Origin of the sequence: Neisseria mucosa (genome assembly GCA_003028315.1) — a bacterium.
Lineage (GTDB): Bacteria > Pseudomonadota > Gammaproteobacteria > Burkholderiales > Neisseriaceae > Neisseria > Neisseria mucosa.
Genome location: CP028150.1, coordinates 1389556 through 1407003 on the forward strand (window position 1 = coordinate 1389556; position 17448 = coordinate 1407003).

17 protein-coding genes are annotated in these 17448 nt (G+C 50.1%); 1 reads left to right on the plus strand and 16 read right to left on the minus strand.

Translation table 11 applies throughout. The features are described 5' to 3' along the window. Positions 1-40: 40 nt before the first annotated feature. From sucA to NM96_06980, 8 genes are all read right to left on the minus strand, one after another. Positions 41-2869: a 2-oxoglutarate dehydrogenase E1 component gene (gene sucA, locus NM96_06945; protein AVR79096.1), complete on the minus strand. Its 2829-nt coding sequence runs from the start codon at positions 2867-2869 to the stop codon at positions 41-43. A gap of 207 nt (positions 2870-3076) precedes the next feature. Next, positions 3077-4360 (minus strand): citrate (Si)-synthase, encoded by a 1284-nt coding sequence (gene gltA / locus NM96_06950; GenBank protein ID AVR79097.1) that lies wholly within the window; start codon positions 4358-4360, stop codon positions 3077-3079. A 117-nt stretch (positions 4361-4477) separates the two neighbouring features. Continuing rightward, a complete protein-coding gene (locus NM96_06955; GenBank protein ID AVR79098.1) occupies positions 4478-4726 on the minus strand; it encodes a succinate dehydrogenase assembly factor 2 family protein in 249 nt (82 codons plus the stop codon). Positions 4727-4729: 3 nt separating this feature from the next. Beyond that, positions 4730-5437, minus strand: coding sequence for a succinate dehydrogenase iron-sulfur subunit (gene sdhB / locus NM96_06960; GenBank protein ID AVR79099.1), 708 nt, complete (start codon positions 5435-5437; stop codon positions 4730-4732). Between the two features lie 124 nt (positions 5438-5561). Continuing rightward, positions 5562-7325, minus strand: coding sequence for a succinate dehydrogenase flavoprotein subunit (gene sdhA, locus NM96_06965; GenBank protein ID AVR79100.1), 1764 nt, complete (start codon positions 7323-7325; stop codon positions 5562-5564). A gap of 2 nt (positions 7326-7327) precedes the next feature. Beyond that, positions 7328-7669, minus strand: a complete 342-nt coding sequence (gene sdhD, locus NM96_06970) for a succinate dehydrogenase, hydrophobic membrane anchor protein (GenBank protein AVR79101.1) — start codon at positions 7667-7669, stop codon at positions 7328-7330. Next, positions 7663-8040: a succinate dehydrogenase, cytochrome b556 subunit gene (gene sdhC / locus NM96_06975; protein ID AVR79102.1), complete on the minus strand. Its 378-nt coding sequence runs from the start codon at positions 8038-8040 to the stop codon at positions 7663-7665. The genes sdhD and sdhC overlap by 7 nt, the downstream gene beginning before the upstream one ends. A gap of 653 nt (positions 8041-8693) precedes the next feature. Next, a complete protein-coding gene (locus tag NM96_06980; GenBank protein ID AVR79103.1) occupies positions 8694-9263 on the minus strand; it encodes a superoxide dismutase in 570 nt (189 codons plus the stop codon). A 294-nt stretch (positions 9264-9557) separates the two neighbouring features. Between NM96_06980 and NM96_06985 the strand changes: the two genes are divergently transcribed. Continuing rightward, positions 9558-9956 (plus strand): DUF1232 domain-containing protein, encoded by a 399-nt coding sequence (locus NM96_06985; protein AVR79104.1) that lies wholly within the window; start codon positions 9558-9560, stop codon positions 9954-9956. A gap of 67 nt (positions 9957-10023) precedes the next feature. Here the strand turns inward: NM96_06985 and NM96_06990 are convergent, their stop codons facing one another. From NM96_06990 to NM96_07025, 8 genes are all read right to left on the minus strand, one after another. Further along, entirely contained in the window at positions 10024-10536 is a 513-nt protein-coding gene (locus NM96_06990; GenBank protein AVR79105.1) for a prokaryotic membrane lipolipid attachment site family protein, read from the minus strand. A 306-nt stretch (positions 10537-10842) separates the two neighbouring features. Next, entirely contained in the window at positions 10843-11775 is a 933-nt protein-coding gene (cysK, locus tag NM96_06995) for a cysteine synthase A (protein AVR79106.1), read from the minus strand. Positions 11776-11889: 114 nt separating this feature from the next. Beyond that, the gene (locus NM96_07000) at positions 11890-12498 is read right to left on the minus strand and encodes a hypothetical protein (protein ID AVR79107.1); all 609 of its coding nucleotides are present in this window, start codon (positions 12496-12498) and stop codon (positions 11890-11892) included. Next, positions 12495-13346 (minus strand): diaminopimelate epimerase, encoded by an 852-nt coding sequence (locus tag NM96_07005; protein ID AVR79108.1) that lies wholly within the window; start codon positions 13344-13346, stop codon positions 12495-12497. The genes NM96_07000 and NM96_07005 overlap by 4 nt, the downstream gene beginning before the upstream one ends. Positions 13347-13468: 122 nt before the next feature. Next, positions 13469-14131, minus strand: coding sequence for a TetR family transcriptional regulator (locus tag NM96_07010; GenBank protein ID AVR79109.1), 663 nt, complete (start codon positions 14129-14131; stop codon positions 13469-13471). 11 nt (positions 14132-14142) lie between these two features. Next, on the minus strand, positions 14143-15183 hold the full coding sequence (locus NM96_07015) for a UDP-N-acetylmuramate dehydrogenase (GenBank protein ID AVR79110.1): 1041 nt from the start codon (positions 15181-15183) through the stop codon (positions 14143-14145). 76 nt (positions 15184-15259) lie between these two features. Further along, on the minus strand, positions 15260-16639 hold the full coding sequence (gene norM / locus NM96_07020; protein ID AVR79111.1) for a multidrug efflux MATE transporter NorM: 1380 nt from the start codon (positions 16637-16639) through the stop codon (positions 15260-15262). Positions 16640-16810: 171 nt separating this feature from the next. Then, positions 16811-17149, minus strand: coding sequence for a P-II family nitrogen regulator (locus tag NM96_07025; GenBank protein AVR79112.1), 339 nt, complete (start codon positions 17147-17149; stop codon positions 16811-16813). Between the last annotated feature and the right edge of the window lie 299 nt (positions 17150-17448).

Sequence of the window (17448 nt, forward strand, 5' to 3'; positions counted from 1 at the left end):
CGTCTGGAGTGTTTCATTCGGAACGCCGCACCGTATTGCGTTACAGCGTCATTGCGTCTTCAACCAGTTGTTTCAGCTGGGCGACGTGTTTGCTCATATAGCCGACGGCTGGCGATGCGCTGCTCGGACGACCGGCATAAGACAGTTTTTGGCTTTCGCCGATAACGTCTTCCAAGCGGTGGCGGATTTGGTAGAACGCACCTTGGTTTTTCGGCTCTTCTTGTGCCCAAACCACGGATTTCGCGTTCGGATATTTCGCCAACTCTGCACGCACCTCGTCGTATGGGAACGGATAAAGCTGCTCGACGCGGACGATGGCGACATCGTTTTCCAGTTTGCGCTCGGCACGGCCTGCTTCCAAATCGTAGTAAACCTGTCCGGCACACAGAATCACGCGTTTCACGCTTTCATTGTTGCCACGCTCGGCGGTATCGCCGATGACGGGACGGAAGCGCGAACCTTCGGTAAAGTTTTCCAGCGGACTCATCGCGCCTTTGAAGCGCAACAGGCGTTTGGACATGAAAATCACCAGCGGTTTGCGGTACGAACCCAAGACTTGGCGTTGCAGCAGGTGGAACATTTGCGACGCTTCGGACGGCATGATGATTTGCATATTGTGTTCGGAACACAATTGCAACCAGCGTTCTACGCGGCCGGATGAGTGTTCCGGGCCCTGACCGTCGTAACCGTGCGGCAGGATGGTGGTCAGACCGCAGAGACGGCCCCATTTGGTTTCGCCGGACGACAGGAATTGGTCGATGGTCACTTGCGCGCCGTTGGCAAAGTCGCCGAACTGCGCTTCCCAAATGGTCAGTTTGTCGGGCGCGGAGCAGGCAAAACCGTATTCGAACGCCATGACCGCTTCTTCATTCAAGATGGAGTCAATGACGAGGAATTCGCCTGCGCCTTCGCCCATATTGCGCAGCGGTACATAAGTGCCGTCATCCCATTTTTCGCGTTTTTGGTCGTGCAATACGGCATGGCGGTGTGAGAACGTACCGCGTCCGGAGTCTTCGCCGGAAATGCGCACGCCGTGGCCTTTGGTGACCAGGCTGGCGTATGCGAGGGTTTCCGCCATACCCCAGTCAATCGGCTGACTGCCCGCAGCCATGCCTTTGCGCGCTTCGAGCACGCGTTTGGCAGTCGGATGCAGTGCAAAGCCTTCGGGAACGGCGGTAAATTTCTCGGCAAGACGCTCGATGTCGGCAGCGGGCAGGCCGGTTTCCACATCTTCGCGCCAGTCTTTACCTTGGTATTTGCTCCAGTCGATTTGCGTACGTTGGAAGTTGCTCAACGTCGTTTGCTCGACATGTTCGCCTTTGTCCAAAGCATCGCGGTAGGCTTGGATATAGCCGTCGGCTTCTGCCTGCGTTACCACGCCTTCTGCAATCAGTTGCTCAGTGTACAAAGCACGCGCACCGGGGTGTTGCGATACTTTTTTGTACATCATCGGCTGGGTCAGGGTCGGATCGTCGCCCTCGTTGTGGCCCCATTTGCGGTAGCAGACGACATCGATCACGATGTCTTTGTTGAATTTCTTACGGTAGTCCAAAGCGGCTTGGATGGCGAAGCAAACGCGTTCCGGATCGTCGCCGTTGACATGGATGACCGGAGCGGAAACCATTTTCGCCACGTCGGTACAATGCACGGTCGAACGGGTGTCGCGGGTATCGGAGGTGGTAAAGCCGATTTGGTTGTTGATGACGATGTGGACCGTACCGCCGGTGGTGTAGCCGCGCGTTTTGGACAGGTTGAACGTTGCTTGGTTGACACCCAGTCCGACAAATGCAGAGTCGCCGTGAATCAATACGGGCAATACTTTGTCGCGGCCGTTTTCGCCCAGGCGTTTTTGTTTGGCGCGTGCAGAACCTTCAACGACAGGATTCACGATTTCCAAATGCGACGGATTGAACGCCAAAGAAACGTGCATCGGACCGTTCGGCGTAGCGATGTCGGAGCTGAAACCCATGTGGTATTTTACGTCGCCGCTGGGCAGCTTGATTTCGGCACGGCCTTCAAATTCGGCAAACAAATCGCCCGGTTTCTTGCCCAAAATGTTGACCAAGACATTCAGACGACCTCGGTGTGCCATACCGATGATGACTTCTTCGACGCCGTCTTTACCTGCGTTTTGAATCAGGTAATTCAGACCGGCAATCACGCTCTCGCCGCCTTCTACGCCGAAGCGTTTCTGACCGACATATTTGGTATGCAGGTAACGCTCCAAAGTCTCGGCAGCGGTCATTTCTTTCAGGATGCGGCGTTTCTGTTCGGCGCTGTAACTCGGGGTGGACAGCACATCCTCAAAATAATTGCGCAACCAGCGGCGTTCTTCTGTATTGGGAATGTAGATGTATTCCAATGCGAGGTGACCGCAGTAGGTTTGTTTGAGGTTGCTGATGATTTGGGACAGAGGCAGCTTGCTTTGGCCGGAAAAATCGCCCTCGCCCATATTGAACTGAACCGCCATATCGGCATCATTCAGTCCGTGGAATTTGGGATCGAGGGCTTCAATGTTGCGTGGCGGGATACGTTTGAGCGGGTCAAGCTGGGCAGCACCCACACCTTGAATACGGTAAGCAGAAATCAACCGCAATACACCGACCTGTTTCTTCATCATGGCTTCATCCATACCGCCGGCAATAGCCGCTGTCGATTTGGTTTTTGCCAAATTAGCGAAGGATTCACGGATCGGAGCATGGGCGATATCAACATCCGCCGCACCAGGCTGCTTGCTTAAGTCGGTGAAATACTGCTTCCATTTTTCATCGACCGAATTGGGGTTTTCCAGGAAATTCTCATACAACTCCTCGATGTAGGGAGCATTTGAACCGAACAGATAAGAAAAATTGAGTTTTTCATCCATCATGACGCGAGCTCTTTTCTTTAAAATATAAACAAAGGGTAGAATTCCATGTGTTTCAACGGAATCCATGCCGTTTGAAATGACACTTCATTCTACCCTATTTCCAGCCAAATTACTTGTATCTGTTTCGTTTGCTGCAGACAAACTTATTTAAAAAAACTATTCGGCTTTCTCAAATGAAGTTCCGACAACATATTAATATACTGATTTTCAGCGTTTATCCGCCGGTACATAATCACGACGTACGGCACCGGTATAAAGTTGGCGCGGACGGCCGATTTTCAGCGAAGGATCGCCAATCATTTCATGCCAGTGCGAAATCCAGCCCACGCTGCGTGACAGGGCAAAGATGACGGTAAACATTTCGGTCGGAATGCCCAGCGCGGACAGGACGATACCGGAGTAGAAGTCGACGTTGGGGTACAGTTTGCGCTCCACGAAGAACGGGTCTTTCAGGGCAATTTGTTCCAATTCCATTGCCAGCTTGAATTTCGGACTGTCTTCCAAGCCCAATTCTTTCAGCACTTCATAACAGGTCTCGCGCATGATGCTGGCGCGCGGATCCATATTGCGGTACACGCGGTGTCCGAAGCCCATCAGGCGGTATTTACGCTGTTTCACGCCTTCCATATATTCGGCAACACGGGATACATCGCCGATTTCGTCCAACATTTTCAAGACGGCTTCGTTCGCGCCGCCGTGGGATGCACCCCACAGACAGGCAATACCGGCAGCGATACAGGCAAACGGGTTCGCACCTGAAGAACCTGCCAGACGGACGGTCGAAGTCGATGCGTTTTGCTCGTGGTCGGCATGAAGGATAAAGATGCGGTCAAGCGCGCGTGCCAATACGGGATTGGGTTTGTAGTCTTCACATGGTGTGGCAAACATCATGTGCATGAAATTTTCGGAATAAGAGAGGTTGTTTCTCGGATAATTGAACGGCAGACCGTTGGAATAGCGGTAGCACATCGCCGCAATCGTCGGAATTTTGGAAATCAGACGGTAAATTGCGATTTTGCGGTGTTCGGGGTTCGTAATGTCCAGACTGTCTTGATAGAACGCAGACAATGCACCAACCACGCCGACCATCATCGCCATCGGATGCGCATCGCGACGGAAGCCGCGGAAGAACCAAGTCAGCTGTTCATGCACCATCGTATGACGGCGGACGGTATTGTCAAATTCTGCCTTTTGCTCAGGCGTCGGCAGTTCGCCGTAAATCAGCAGGTAGCAGACTTCCAAATAATCGGATTTTTCGGCGAGTTGTTCGATGGGATAACCACGGTAATACAGCAGACCTTTGTCGCCGTCGATATAAGTGATTTTGGATTCGCAGCTTGCTGTTGAAACGAACCCGGGGTCGAATGAGAATAAGCCTGTGTTTTTCGTCAGTGCGCGGATATCGACCACGTCATGACCGATGCTCGCTTCCAATACGGGCAGTTCTAAATCCTCTTGATTGGGTACGTTGAGTTTAATTGATTTGGACATATTTATCGCTCCTTTGTAGGTTGGGGCTTTCGTTGCTGCCTATGCAGCACGGTCTTTATTTTCAGACGACCTCCGTATCCTAGAAATCCGCCGAAAGGCAGGCGGATTTCCAATACGTCAAGCTCGTCTGATTTTTTCAAGCATGGGGATAAGGTGTTCCTTGTCTGTCGCCGAATGTCCGTTGATCAGGGCAAGAAGCTCCTGATCTTGAAACTCAAGGATTTCGGAAAACTCGGACAGCTCTTTATCGCTCAAATGCTCGAATTCTTTTTCCATAAACCTGCCGAAAATCAAATCTAACTCCAATAATCCCCGGCGGGTTTGAAAACGGATTTTCCGTTTGGCAATATCGTCAAAAACCATCATTTCTTAAACGGCTCGTTTCAACATAATTTCTTTAATCTTACCGATGGCACGGGTCGGATTCAAGTGTTTAGGGCATACGTCCACGCAGTTCATGATGGTATGGCAGCGGAACAGGCGATACGGGTCGTTCAAATTATCCAAACGCTCGTTGGTGATGGTATCGCGGCTGTCGGCAATGAAGCGGTAGGCATTCAGCAAACCGGACGGACCGACGAATTTGTCGGGATTCCACCAGAACGACGGGCAGGCAGTCGAGCAGCAGGCGCACAAAATACATTCGTACAAGCCGTCCAGCTCTTTACGCTCTTCCTGAGTTTGCAGACGCTCTTTGTCGGCATCGATCGGATTGTCGTTGACGACATAAGGTTTGATGGAGTGGTATTGTTTGAAGAACTGGGTCATGTCCACAATCAGGTCGCGGATGACAGGCAGACCGGGCAGCGGGCGGATTTTGACAGGTTGTTTCAAACCTCGTAAGTCAGTCAAACATGCCAAGCCGTTTTTGCCGTTGATGTTCATACCGTCAGAACCGCAAATACCTTCGCGGCAGGAACGGCGGAAAGACAGGGTGTCGTCTTGCGCTTTCAGGCGCACCAGCGCGTCCAAAAGTTTGACGTCGGTAGGTTCCAGTTCCAACTCGTAACGTTGCATATATGGTTTGGCATCAACATCCGGATTGTAACGGTAAATTTCAAAACTCATTTTTTCCATGAGAAGTGTTCCTTTTCTCATAAACCGCCTGATGGTTTTATGTTATGGGTTCAGGCTGTTCAGTGTGGTGGTGTATTTGATTTTCAGACGACCCCTTGTGATACAGAGGTCGTCTGAAAACGCATCAGTAAACGCGCTTGGCCGGTTTGATGTATTCCACGCTCAAAGGCTGGGTGTGCACCGGTTTGTAGGACAAGGTATTGGTATCTGAATGATACAGCGTGTGTTTCATCCAGTTTTCGTCATCGCGCTCAGGATGGTCGTCTGAAGCGTGCGCGCCGCGTGATTCTTTACGTGCTTCGGCAGACACCAAAGTCGCTTTTGCCACTTCAATCAGATTATCCAATTCCAAAGCTTCGATACGCGCGGTATTCCACACTTTGCTCTTGTCTTTGATTTCAGTACGCTTCACACGCTCGGCAATCGCCATAATTTCTCGAACGCCTTTGCTGAGAATCTCATCGGTACGGAACACACCGGCGTGCAGTTGGACAGAGCGTTGCAGTTCACGGCGCAATGCATCAACGTTTTCGCCGCCGGTTTGGTTATCCAAGCGTTCGATACGTTGACGGGTCAGCTCGCCGGCATCGGCAGGCAGCGGTTTCCAATCGCTTTGCTCTTTGATGAATTTAATCATGCTGTCGCCGGCAGCTTTACCGAACACCACCAAGTCCAACAGAGAGTTGGTACCTAAACGGTTCGCACCGTGCACAGAAGCACAAGCGCACTCGCCCGCTGCGTACAGACCTTTCACCGGCACTTCATATTCGTCGCCTTGCGGAACAACGACTTCGCCGTGGTAGTTGGTCGGAATACCGCCCATCATGTAGTGGGTAGTCGGCACAACGGGAATCGGATCTTTAATCGGGTCGATACCGGCAAACTGAATGGAAATCTCGCGGATGCCCGGCAGTTTTTCCATAATTTTTTCGGCACCGATATGGTCGATTTTCAGCAATACATGGTCTTTGTTTTTGCCACAGCCTCGACCTTCGTAGATTTCCATCGCCATCGCGCGAGAAACTACGTCGCGCGAAGCCAAGTCTTTTACGGTCGGCGCATAGCGTTCCATAAAGCGTTCGCCGTCAGCATTCAACAGAATACCGCCCTCACCGCGTACGCCTTCGGTAATCAACACACCTGCACCTGCCACGCCGGTCGGGTGGAATTGCCAGAACTCCATATCTTCCAACGGAATGCCTGCACGGGCGCAAATACCCAAACCGTCGCCGGTGTTCATATAGGCATTGGTAGAAGAAGCATAAATACGACCTCCGCCGCCAGTAGCAAACATCACGGCTTTAGCATGGAAAATGTAAACTTCGCCGGTTTCCATTTCCATGGCGGTCACACCGACGACGTCGCCGTTTTCATCACGAATCAAATCTTGCGCCGTCCATTCCACAAAGAATTGCGTATTGGCACGGACGTTTTGTTGATACAAAGTATGCAGCATTGCATGACCTGTACGGTCGGCAACCGCGCAGGCACGTTCTACCGCGCGTTTACCGTGTTCGGCAGTATGGCCGCCGAAAGGGCGTTGATAAATTTTGCCGCTTTCCACGCGGTCAAAAGGCATACCCATGTGTTCCAACTCAATCACCGCTTCAGGCGCGGCGCGACACATAAACTCAATCGCGTCTTGGTCGCCCAGCCAGTCGGAACCTTTCACGGTATCGTACATGTGCCAGTCCCAACGGTCTTCCTGCACATTACCCAGCGAAGCGGAAATACCGCCCTGCGCCGCTACAGTATGCGAACGGGTCGGGAACACTTTAGACAAAACGGCACAATTCAGACCGGATTTGGATAATTGGAGGGCTGCGCGTAAACCTGCACCACCACCGCCGACAATCACGGCATCAAACTTGCGAACAGGAAAACCCATACTTACCCCCAAATTACTTTAATTGAATACACCAAGCAGCCGACCAGCCAAACGATGGTGGCAACCTGCAAAAACAAACGCACGCCGAAGGGTTTGATATAGTCCATCCACAAATCGCGGATACCCACCCAAGCGTGCAAAAATACGGCGATAAAGCTAACCTGGGTGAACACTTTCACCCAAACTTGATCGAAAAATGCCTGCCAAGCCGAATATTCTTTAGGCAAGGTAAACAGAATCACTAAAAGCGCGACGGTATAGATCAACATGATAACCGCAGTCGCACGCTGCATCGCCCAATCGCGCAAACCGTAATGGGCACCGGTCAATTTACGCTCTACCATAACAACGCTCCCAAAACGACGGTCAACACCAGCGCGGCAGCAAACACCAATTTGGCGGTATTGCGCGCAGTATTCAGCTCAAGGCCTTTGTGTGCATCCAAAAATAAAAAACGGATACCGGCGAGAAAATGGTGCAGATAAGCCCATAACACGCCGATTAAAATCAACTTGACCAAAGGATTGGAAACGATGGCACGGTAAGTTTCAAACGCCGACTCGCGGCTCAACGTACCGGACAGGAGATACAGCAAAACGGGAAGCATTATAAATAACCCTACCCCGCTGATGCGGTGCAAGATGGAGACAATTCCCGGTATAGGCAACCGTATATTGGGAATCTCCAAAAAGACAGGACGCGGTTTGACGGACATAGCCAGTTCCTCTGTATTTTTTATCAGCTCAAAACCAATAACTCAAATTACATCGAGTTACATAAACTATAATTTACCTGTTTTATCCGATTTTGAACAGTCTAATTTATAAACAATCTAATAAATTTTACCAAAAAACATCATAAACTGTACCAATAACAATAAACATCTCTATTAATACTTAAACCAACATTTTTTCCACTACCGCTTAATCAGTTTCGCATAATCTCACACCATCAAAATAGTATTAATATCTTGTTTCTTGTGATAAAAATATGAATTAATATCATTTACCAACGCATCCACAAGCAAAACAACCATAACCTTATGGGATAAAACGTTGCATTCAAAACAAAATTTCAACAGGCAACTTTTCAGACGACTCTCTTATTTTTCTATTACAAAACTGCAATATTTTAGTGAATAAAGATTTGCGTCATACGTCATATCGATGATGTGATTTCTACTAATGCCTTCAAAAAGACAGCGCTGCAACCATAGCGGAATGATACGGGCTTCAGACAAACAGCTGATTGACGCTATTCATAAATTAAATAACACAGCTGAAGTGCTGAAGTAGATCTCATTGCAAATAAAAGTGCGGTTAAAACGTTCAACATTTTTAACCGCACTTTTTGTTTCTAACAATTAACCTATTTAATCACGCCACACGCCATACGCGCACCGCCACCACCAAGCGGAGCAGGATGATCGGAATGATTGTCGCCACCAACGTGGATCATAATAGAATGACCACGAACTTCATTAAGGTGTTTGATGCGTGGCGCAAGAACCGGATTGGTGGCTGTGCCGTCGTGCAATACGGTTAATGCAGGCAAATCGCCTAAGTGGGCATCATCTTGCCATGGGAAACCGTGTTTTTTGGTTTCTTTCGGATCCCAGTGACCGCCGGCACCCAAGCCTGCAGTCAGTTTACCGTCTTTTTCCTTCGGCTCACAGCTTGGGTTTTGGTGAATGTGAAAGCCATGCAAGCCGGCTTCTAATCCTCTTAAGTTTGGCGTAAAGACCAAACCGTACTTGGATTCGGTAATCGTTACAGTGCCTACATCTTTATTACCATTAACCGGGTCAAGTTGTTGCACTTTCACTTTAATAGAAGCACCGGCAGGTGTCATGTGGTCATGTTTGTGTTCATGCGCATTGACCACTCCCGCAGCACAGATTGCACTGATACCAACAGCTACGAGTGTTTTAAATTTCATTTATATCTCCTTTTTATGTCAAATTTATGTCAAGGCCCCTTTGTATTCTAAACAAAATGGGGAGTAAATCGAGTATTTTTAAGATGTTATTAGCTATCAAAGCCATTTGATTTTTCTATCTTTTCCATTAATCGAAATAATATTTATTTATAATATGAAACAGCTACGATAAAGAAGTAGTCAACCATAATTTTGCCTCGTTTAGGCAAAACTGACATTTCTTTGCCTTACTCCGCTTTATACTGTGCCCGCATTACGGCAAACCCTTTCCACTCAATTACTGCGAGGCTTGTTATGAAACATTCCGAAGAAAAACAATACACCCAGTCTTCCGATCCGGAAAACTTTATCCCAAAATTCAGAAGGCGTAATTTGGACAAAACGGGCTTTCTCAACAAACTCGCCCGTTTTGCAGGCCGGTTGGGCGAGCCCATCGTACGCCAGTTGTATGCACTGTATTATCTTTGGGACTCCCCTCACACCCCCAGACGCGCCAAGATGATTATCGTCGGCGCATTGGTTTACTTCCTCAGCCCTATCGACAGCATTCCCGATTTGCTGGGTCCTTTGGGATTCAGCGACGACATTGCCGTTATTACTTTGGTGTACAGCCAGATGAAAACTTATCTGACGGAAGACATCAAAGAGCGGGCAAGACTGGCAACCGAGAAGCTGCTGCGTAAAACATCATAAATATCAGTATCCAAAACAAAAGGTCGTCTGAAAATTTTCAGACGACCTTTTGTTTGAAATGAGAAACTTATTTCAACGGAGTCATGTTCATGACTTCCATCAGGAAGTTGGTAAATGCCAGATTAGAAGGCTTGTTACCCATATTTTTCCAGCGTTGCTGCCATCCGCGCAGGGCGTTTTGGATATACAGTTTGGATTGTTCGGTATTGATTTCGCCTCGTTGGCTGTCAACGGCAGAACGCAGATAAACCTCATATACGCTGTCATCCACGACATTACGGCCGACAAGCTGGATACGGAACTTGTTCAGATATTGGGCAGCTTGAACTTTGGTCATTTTTCCTTGGCTGACCTGATAGCTCAAACGCGTCGCCTCATCGCGGATTTTTGAAACATCACTCCAATGCGAAGAAGCCAAACTGAACGCCGCAGATTTTTCACCCTTAGTCGTTTTAACATTAGGCTTAACATTAGTCGGACGGACAGGCACTTCTTGCAAGCTTGGGACATAAATGGTCTCACAACCGGCAAGTGCCGCCAACGCAAATAAGATGGGAATATATTTTTTCATGTCTACCATTATAATCAGGATTATCCAGATAACCAAATTCTATATCAATCTGACTTTTTCTGTTGACTGAATTACAACAACTTTCGCCTTACATTCCAATCTTTACACGATATGGTGGTTTATAGTGGACTAACTTTAAACCAGTACGGCGTTGCCTCGCCTTGCCGTACTATCTGTACTGTCTGCAGCTTCGTCGCCTTGTCCTGATTTAAATTTAATCCACTATAAATCCATTTTTGCGCCACACCATGCCGCAAGACCGCAAAAAAGACCGCCGAAGCGGTCTTTTTCATCACTTATTTTCTCCCAACCCTATTATGCCAAATCGGCAAACAGAGGCGTAGAAAGATAGCGTTCGCCATAAGAAGGCAGCAGCACGACAATCAGTTTGCCTTCGTTTTCAGGCTGTTTGGCAAGCTGCAGCGAGCTCCATACTGCCGCACCGGAAGAAATACCGACCAAAATACCTTCTTTTTCCGCCATCGCGCGGGCGGTTTCAAACGCCGCTTCGTTCGGAACTTGGGAAACGCTGTCATATACCTTGGTATTCAACACGGTAGGGATAAAGCCGGCGCCAATACCTTGAATCGGGTGCGGACCTTTTTCGCCACCGCTCAACACCGGAGAAGCTTCAGGCTCGACGGCAACGACTTTGACTTCGGGTTTGTATTTTTTCAACACTTCACCCACGCCGGTAACCGTACCGCCCGTACCGACACCCGCCACAAAAATATCAACTTTACCGTCAGTATCGCGCCAAATTTCTTCGGCGGTCGTTTCGCGGTGGATTTGCGGGTTCGCCTCGTTATCGAATTGGCGCGGCATGAAATAAGTATCGGGATGCTCGTCCACCAAGGCTTGTGCTTTTGCAATCGCCCCTGCCATACCTTCGGACGCAGGAGTCAAAATCAATTCCGCACCGAACGCACGCAGCAGCATTTTGCGTTCTTTACTCATGCTTTCAGGCATCGTGATTGCCAGCTTGTAGCCGCGCGCCGCGCACACCATTGCCAAACCGATACCCGTATTGCCGCTGGTCGCTTCCACAATTACAGTATCCTTACCGATTTTGCCCGCTTTTTCGGCGGCTTCAACCATTGCTTCGGCAATGCGGTCTTTCACGCTGCTGCCGGGATTGAAAAATTCCAGTTTGACGGCGACTTCGGCTTTCAAACCTTCAGTCAGACGGTTTAATTTGACCAACGGGGTGTTGCCGATCAGCTCGGTAATGCTGTTTGCAATCTTCATTTTCTACTCCAGATTTTGATGTGATATGACCTGTATATTAAAGACAGGTCGTCTGAAAAACCAATATCGAATGTTTCTTTATTTATAACTTTTGGTTGTTTGGCTTGATGCGTCCTAATGAAGTCCGATTTCTCCGACTATCGCCCCCGTGACTAAAGTCTGCATGACCAAAGCCATCAGCCAGCCCAGTCTGAGTTGCGCTTTACTGAACACCGCCGGCGACTGCTTGGCAATACTTCTGCGGTGCAGATAAAAAACCGCCATCATGACAAACTGCAAAACAAACCAATAAACAGGCTTGAGCGCGTACAGTTTCAACAAAGCCGGAAACGTAAAAGCCAAAGAACGGCCCGGCATCAGAAAATACAATATCGCGGCAATCGACACAAAAGCCAAAGTCATCAATACATTGCTGACGGCAAACACGCTCAAAAACGGATGCTGCAAATCCGCCTGCCAAAAACCAGTATCCGCCTGCTTTTTCCAATGAAAAGCAAAGAAAAACACACTGGCAAAAGTCAGATAAAAATGCGGGACAAACAACGGACCGACATGGGTAATCCCCCACATTCCCGGCAAAAGCTGCGATCCCAAAGTCGACACGCCCAGCCACAAAACAACCGAAGCCCAAAACCACTGGAACATTTCAGCGCGGAAAATCAATCCAAAAAACACCAGCCCATAAGCAACAACGGCGAGAAAATCCAAATTCGTCCAAATCATGAATACTGCAACTCGCCTTCAAAAACCGTTTGAACAGGCCCGGTCATCAAAACGTCCTCACCATGCGACCAAGTAATAAACAAATCCCCGCCCGGCAGCGAAACCTTCACAGGCACGCCTTCCGCCAACAGCCCCAACCGGACGCCCGCAACCACAGCCGCACAAGCCCCCGTACCGCAAGCCTGCGTTTCACCCACACCGCGCTCAAATACGCGCAGGCGGATAGATTCCCTATCGACAATCTGCATAAAGCCGACGTTGACACGTTCCGGAAACTGTTCGTGCGACTCAATGGCTTCTCCCCAATGAGCCACGGGCGCAGTCTGAACATCCTCCACCACAATCACAGCATGAGGATTGCCCATATTCACACAACTGACCTGCACCGTTTCCAAACCGACCATCACCATATGCGTCAAAGCATCATCTGCTTCGTCAGGAACCGGTACAAACGGAATTTCAGACGACGTAAAGCGCGGTTTGCCCATATTCACGGTCACCAAACCATTATCCAACAGCTTGGGAATAATCACGCCCTTAGCCGTTTCCACCAAAATTTCCTTTTTATCGGTCAAACCTTTATCCGCCACAAATCGGGCAAAACAGCGCGCGCCGTTGCCACACTGCTCCACCTCGCTGCCGTCCGCATTGAATATACGATAACGGAAATCCACCGCATCGGAAGAAGGCTTTTCCACCAACAGCAACTGATCGAAGCCCACCCCTCTAAAACGGTCGGACCATTCGGCAAGCGGCGCAGTCAGCGGATCAAAATCCTGCCCGATACCGTTTACCACCATAAAATCATTGCCCAAACCGTGCATTTTGGTAAATTTCAAAGTTTTCATCAGTTTTCCTGTTTGTAATCGAATTGAGATGTTTTTTAGATATTGGCAACTAGGCATGGATACTCAGGCAGAGATTTGCCGCATCATCTTTTTTCAGACGACCTTTAACCTTGCCCCAATGATTATGATGTCAAAATATCGGCTGCCGCTGTAATTCTTCGGTCGTATTCCTCGCGGTGTTCCGGCAAGAGGTAGGGACGCAGGAGGCTTAAGGTACGGCGGATGCCGCGTGCTTTGGAGTCTTCGGTCAACTTGGTTCGCCCGCGTAGGGAGCTGTCGAAGTCGAACCAGTATTTCGTGACCATCCACATATTGACGGCGAGGTCGTTCATGGCGGTTTGGTCGGCTTGGATGATGTTCAGGCCGTTGAGCTGGGTGAGCAGGTTGACCAAGAGCGGAGAGACTTTGGCTTGGGTGAAGGTGTTGTGCTCGCCCAAAAGTTCGGCACTGCGCGCAAGCAGGGTGTTCACGTCGCTGAAGAGGAAGCGGTATTCCCACATAACGTCGTAAATGCCCGCCATATAGTTGATGGAGTCTTCCACATCGGACGGCAACACGGCTTCATTCAGGTATGCCAGCAGGGCTTCGCTGTAACGTTTGAACAGTTGGACGATGATTTCGTCTTTGTTGCGGAAGTGGTAATAAAGATTGCCCGGACTGATGCCCAAATGCGCCGCGATATGGTTGGTACTGATGTTGCGCTCGCCTTCCTCGTTGAAGAGCGCAAGGCTGGCGTCGATGATGCGGGTGTAAGTATTGGTTTTTGCAATGCGGGTCACGGGCATACTCCTTGGATTTACAGGCTGTACGAAGCGGGCAGCCAATTGGGTTCAGCGTGTAATTCTACCTGAAATCGAGTAAATACTGTATCGCAGACATGTTGCGCCAATTTCCGAACGTCGTCTGAAGAGGCATTGTTTTTGTTCACCAAAACCAAAGCCTGCCTGTCGTGTACCGCCGCGCCGCCGATTTGGAAGCCTTTCAGACGACATTGGTCGATCAGCCAGCCTGCCGCAAGCTTGACCGAACCATCGGGCTGCGGATAGCGCGGCATATTGGGATGCTGCTGCAACAAGGCGGCGGCTTTTTCCGCGCTGACGACGGGGTTTTTAAAGAAACTGCCGACATTACCAAGTACGTTAGGATTAGGAAGTTTACTGTTGCGGATTGCACACACTGCATCGGAAACGTCTTTCGCCGTCGGCGCCCTGTCCGCGCTCAGTTCGGCAACGGCGGCTGCCAAATCGCCGTAACCCAAATTCGGCTCGAAACGCTCTTTCAGGGCGAATACGACCGAAACAATCACATAACGCCCTTTGCCTTCCTGCTTGAACAGGCTTTCGCGGTAGGCGAAGCGGCAGTCGGCATTGGAAAGCTCGACAAAGGTTTCCGTATCCAAATCGAAGCAGCGCACGCTGTGAATCACGTCTTTCGCCTCCACGCCGTATGCGCCGATGTTCTGCACGGGCGACGCGCCGACCGTACCCGGAATCAGGCTCAGGTTTTCCAGGCCGTTCAAGCCCAGCGCGACGGTGTGCAGGACAAAATCGTGCCAGATTTCGCCTGCCTGCGCTTCGATGTAAACGAGGCCGTCTGAACGCGCAATTTCGCGTATGCCTTTGTTTTCCATATGGACGACCAATCCGGCGTAATCCTGCATCAAGAGGATGTTGCTGCCGCCGCCGAGCCATAAAACGGTATCGCGGTCGAACTCGGGCAGTCGGACGATGTCGCGCAACTCGTCGGCGTGTTCAAGCGCGATAAAGGCTTGGGCTTGGGCGCGAAGGCCGAAGGTATTGTAGGGGGTGAGGTCGGTTTGGTATTGGATGGGTTGCATGGGTTTAAACTTTAAAATGGGTATTGTCAGTGGCGGGCTTCAGCCCATTGTTTCGATATTTTAATCGGCGGAGTTTTCAGACGACCTTATGCGATCTGACCATCTCCCTGCTGCACAATTCCAAGCACCACACCAAGGCGACGGCGGCGATAGTGAGCGAGGCGATCAATGCCGTCCAGAAGCCGTAAATGCCCATATCGAAACGGTAGGCGAGCAGGTAGCCCGGCAGCAGGCCGCAGCCCCAGAAGGCGGCGGCGTGGATGAACATCGGCACCTTGGTGACTTTGTAGCCGCGCAGGGCGTAGGATGCGATGCATTGGGTGAAATCTGCCGGTTGGAACAAGCCGGCGAACAGCAGGACGGTGGCAGCGATACTTAAAACCGCCGGATCATTGTTGTACATGCTTGCCAGCGGGGAACGGAATAATACTAAGGAAAGCACGGTAATCACGGCGAGCGCCCAGCCCGACACCAGCGATACGCCCGAAATATAACGCGCCCGCGAAAATTCGCGCCGTCCTAATGAAAAGCCGATGCGTACCGTCCCTGCCGAACCGACGCTTTGCGGAATCATATAGAGAATCCCCGACAAACTGATGCCGACCTGCTGCGCCGCTACATAATCCTCGCCGAAAGGCGCAATCAAAAACACGATAAACGAAAACGCGCTGGCTTCCAAAAAATAAGACAGTCCGATGGGTGCGCCGATTTTCCAAATTTGTTTGAACACCATCAAATCCGGTTTGCCGAATTTCGCCGTCAGTCCGAACGGGCGGAAGAATTTTTCCTTGGCGATATAAATCCACAACGCCAGCGCGCTGAACCAAAACACCGCCATCGTCGCCAGTCCGCAGCCTGCGCCGCCCAAAGCGGGCATGCCGAATTTGCCGTAAACAAAAATATAGTTCAGCGGCACGTTCAACACAAACGCCGCGAAGCTGACCAACATAATCAGGCGCGGGCGGTTCAGGCTGGAAGCGTAGGCGTGCAGGGCGCGGTGCACCATTGCCGCCGGCATCGCCAGGCTGGTGAACAACATATACTGCGCCATCGTGCCTTCCACATAATCGCTCAAGGTCAGCCAGTTGCGGAACGGCGTAATCGCCGTCCACATCAATACCATGCCGAAAATCCCCAAAAACAGCCCGAACCAAATCCCCTGCCGCCCCGTTTCGCCCACTTCACCGGTTTTACCCGCGCCGTAAAGCTGGGCAATCATCGGGTTCAGCGCCGCCATAATGCCCATAAAGGTAATATAAACCGTGGCAAACGCGCTGCTGCCCAAAGCCACCGCCGCCAAGTCCTCCTTACCCGCACCGCCCGCCATCACGGTATCGACGAAACCGATACCCACCTGTGCGACTTGCGCCAACAGCATGGGCAGGGCAAGGGCGGTCAGCAGGCGGACTTCTTTCAGGAAGACGGAAAAGGAAAAGCGGTTGAGGTCGAGTAGCATAAGTGTTTGTAGGACTTTAAAAAAGCGGAAATAAAGAAACAGGTCGTCTGAAAAAAGACGGCCTGTTCCGTATGAGATTTGAAAACGGAATTATATTGGAAACAACGATTGATGGACAGCCAGAAAGTCTTTCAGACGACCTTAAACACCCCCAATGTCGTCTAAAAACCGTCAAATCGCCGCTTCGGAGCGTTCGCCCGTACGGATGCGGATAGCTTCTTCCACAGGCAGCACAAAGATTTTGCCGTCGCCGATTTTGCCGGAACGGGCGTTTTCGATAATAACGTCAATCACTCGTTCGACATCTTCATCGGCAATAATCAATTCGACTTTGACTTTGGGCAGAAAATCGACGGCGTATTCCGCGCCGCGGTAGATTTCTGTATGCCCTTTCTGACGGCCGAACCCTTTGACTTCGCTGACGGTCATGCCGGTGATGCCGATTTCGGTAAGGGCTTCGCGCACATCGTCGAGTTTGAAAGGTTTAATGATGGCTTCGATTTTTTTCATGGCACACTCCGATTGGAATAAGAATAAACGGCAAATATAACAGAAGCAGCAGTGAAACGATAAGCGATACGTTTCACTCAGCGATGCGGGCATGGCGGTATTTGACATAAAGACATAAGGAAACAGTTGCTTCCTTCTACTTCCTGCAATTTTCCACATACCCGACTTTCGACGAAAATCAGAAAAACAGATAAAGCCCTTATTCCTTAATATTTTCAGACGACACGCACATTCCCCCCGGCCGCAGGTCGTCTGAAAAATTGTCAACATTTTCACCCAAATTACCAAGCAACCCAGAC